Source organism: Pseudomonas sp. HMWF006 (genome assembly GCF_003061205.1).
Classification (GTDB): domain Bacteria; phylum Pseudomonadota; class Gammaproteobacteria; order Pseudomonadales; family Pseudomonadaceae; genus Aquipseudomonas; species Aquipseudomonas monsensis.
Map to the genome: position 1 here is coordinate 1 of NZ_QAIU01000148.1, position 2,842 is coordinate 2,842.

Consider the following 2,842-nt stretch of genomic DNA (forward strand, 5'->3'; position numbering starts at 1 on the left):
GTGATGAGCTGAAAGCCGCTTTACAGGCAGGTGGTGAACGGCCGGATGTAGAGCAGACGGCTTCTGCGCAGACGACTGCCGAAGCGCTGAACCGTATGATTGCCAACCTGAGCAAGCAGTATTCACTGACCAGTACGGCACCGGTGGGCAAATATCTCAACGTTGCCACGTAATGGCTGTGTGAGCTGCCGAGGGCTGCGATCTTTTGGTTTTTTTGGGAGCTGGAGTGCGCAGTATTCGGCAGTTATTGGGTTGGAATTCGGTTGGAATTCGGTTGGAATTCGGTTGGGGTTTGGGGGTTTTTGAGCATATCCGTTGCTGCGGGTGTTGCTGATTACGGTTCCGCCCTTACGGCGGGTCACTTTTTCCAGACGCCGAAAAAGTAACCAAAAAGGCTTCTCCCTGACGTACGGCACTTCGCTGGGGCTCAGTGTTCCCTCGCTACGGTGTCCACCAGGGGGCATCGCCTCCGGTTTGCTTCGCTGCACCTCCTCTCGATGAATGCGGCTTCGCCGCACGGCGCTGCGCGCCTACCCCCCTGATGAACACCTCCGCTCGGCCTGCCGATGGGGTGGCAGATCAAAAGCAACATCAAAAGCCAGAGCCAGAGCAAGATCAAAAGATTGCAGCTTTCGGGAGCTTGCATCGGATTGGGTGCATTCGGTTAGGGAATGGTTGGTTGGCTGACCGCCATCGCTGGCAAGCCAGCTCCCACAATGGGTTGGGGGCATTCGGTTAGGGATTGGTCGGTTGTCAGGCCGCCATCGCGAGCAGGCTCACTCCTACAGGTGCATCGCGGGCAGTCTGCAAGAGGTTGGTTGGCTGGTAGGCCGCCATCGCTGGCAAGCCAGCTCCCACAATGGGTTGGAGGTATTCGGTTAGGGATTGGTTGGTTGGCTGGCCGCCATCGCGAGCAGGCTCACTCCTACAGGTGGATCGTGGGCAGTCTTGCAAGGGATTGGTCGGCTGTCAGGCCGCCATCGGCTGGCAAGCCAGCTCCCACAGAAAAGTCAAAGCAAGAGCTGCGCCCACCGTGCACCGCTTCTGCCCCTCACCACTCAACAGGATGAGCGCAAGCTCGGCTGCAGCTTTTGATCTTGATCCACGGGCGACTTCGGAAGGCTGAGTGGAGGGATTCATCCGGGGGTGGGAGCGCAGCGACCGTTTGGCGCAGCCAAACACAGCGAGAGGAGGTGCAGCGAAGCAAACCGTAGGCGCTGCGCCCGGATCGGTCCCGGAGCGAAGGAACCCCGAGCCCCAGCGAGCGGGCCGCACGTAGGAGCAAGCCTTTTTGGTTACTTTTGAGGCGTTTGTCAAAAGTGACCCGCCGTAAGGGCGGAACCCTAAGCCGCCATTACCGCAGCAACGGATATGCCCCCCCCAAAAAAAGCCCAAAAAAATCAACGCCGATCCTCAACCCGAACCTGACTCTTACTCCAATCCGTCAACAAACTATAAGCCACCGCCAACAGCGTAGGCCCAATAAACAACCCGATAAACCCAAACGCAATCAACCCGCCAAACACCCCTAGCAACACAATCACCAACGGCAGATTACCGCCACGGCTGATCAGATACGGCTTGAGCACGTTATCCACGCCACTGATGATGAACGTCCCCCAGATCCCGAGAAACACCGCCATCCCATACTCACCCTTCCACGCCAGCCAGGCCGTGGCCGGTACCCAGACCAGCGGCGGCCCCATCGGAATCAGACTCAGCAGAAACGTCACGATCCCCAACACCAACGCCCCGGGAACTCCGGCAATCAAAAAACCGATCAGCGCCAGCACGGCCTGTGCCGCCGCCGTCCCGATTACCCCGTTGACCACCCGCTGCACCGTACCGGCCACCAGTTCGATGTAATAACCCGCGCGTTCGCCGATCAAGCGCTGCAGCAACCCATGAACAAACGCCGCCAGTCGCGGCCCGTCACGGTAGAAAAAGAACACAAAGACAATGCTCAGGGTCAGTTCGAGAATCCCGCCACCGATCTGCGCACTGCGCGCCAGCAGCCAGTTGCCGACCTGTCCCAGATAGGGTTTGACCGACACCATCAGGGCCGCGCCCTGCTGATCGATGCTGTTCCAGATGCCCACCAGCCGTTCGCCCACAAATGGCAGCGTGCCGAGCCAGGCCGGCGCTTCGGGCAAGCCGTCCACCTGTACATCCTTGATGAACGCTGTGGCATCGCGCACATGATCGGCCAGATTGAACCCCAGCCACACCAGCGGCACCGCCACCAGCAACATCCAGCCCAGGGTCAGGATCGCCGCCGCCAGGGATTCGCGACCATTGAGCCAGCGGGTCAGCAGGCGCATCAGTGGCCAGCTGGCAAAGGCCAGTACTGCGCCCCAGAACAGCGCCGACCAGAACGGCGCCATCACCCACAGGCTGGCGCCAAACAACACCAGCAGCAGGATCTGCACCAGCAGTCGATCGTTATTGAGCATGTAAGGTCTCGAAAAAAAGTCAGTCAGGCCAAGAGTAGGCGAACACGCGGTTCGTGCTCGCCCGCCAGAGCTTATCGCAACAGCTCGATTCGCAGGCCAGCGCCGTCGACGCTGCCGGTTTCCATCCGGGCGGCACGCACACCCTGATTGATCAGGGCCTGACGCCAGGCCTCGGCTTTGGGCCCGGAAACCGTTACCCGCTGGGTGGTATCGAGGTTCAGGCCACGCGAAATCAGGCGCAACCAGGTGTCATCGGGCTCATTCACCAACTGGGGAAAATGCAGTTCGCCGGTGCTCTTGAGCTGGCGCAGCAAGGTCGCGGAGGTCGGCAGCAGCTCGCCCAGCGGCGCCATCGCCTCGAACTGCTCGACGTGCAGATAGGCTTTGCG

The 2,842-nt window shown here is 60.2% G+C and carries 2 protein-coding genes and 1 pseudogene; 1 reads left to right on the forward strand and 2 read right to left on the reverse strand.

The window, feature by feature from the left end; translation table 11 throughout:
- Nucleotides 1-173 (forward strand): annotated as a pseudogene (locus tag DBR24_RS31565) (histidine kinase); the annotation flags it as partial.
- A 1,227-nt stretch (nucleotides 174-1,400) separates the two neighbouring features.
- Here DBR24_RS31565 and DBR24_RS05785 read toward each other — a convergent pair.
- Both DBR24_RS05785 and DBR24_RS05790 read right to left on the reverse strand, forming a co-directional pair.
- A complete protein-coding gene (locus DBR24_RS05785; protein ID WP_123466873.1) occupies nucleotides 1,401-2,453 on the reverse strand; it encodes an AI-2E family transporter in 1,053 nt (350 codons plus the stop codon).
- A gap of 71 nt (nucleotides 2,454-2,524) precedes the next feature.
- The coding region (locus tag DBR24_RS05790) for a DUF4892 domain-containing protein (RefSeq protein WP_128614170.1) at nucleotides 2,525-2,842 on the reverse strand (318 nt) is incomplete at its 5' end.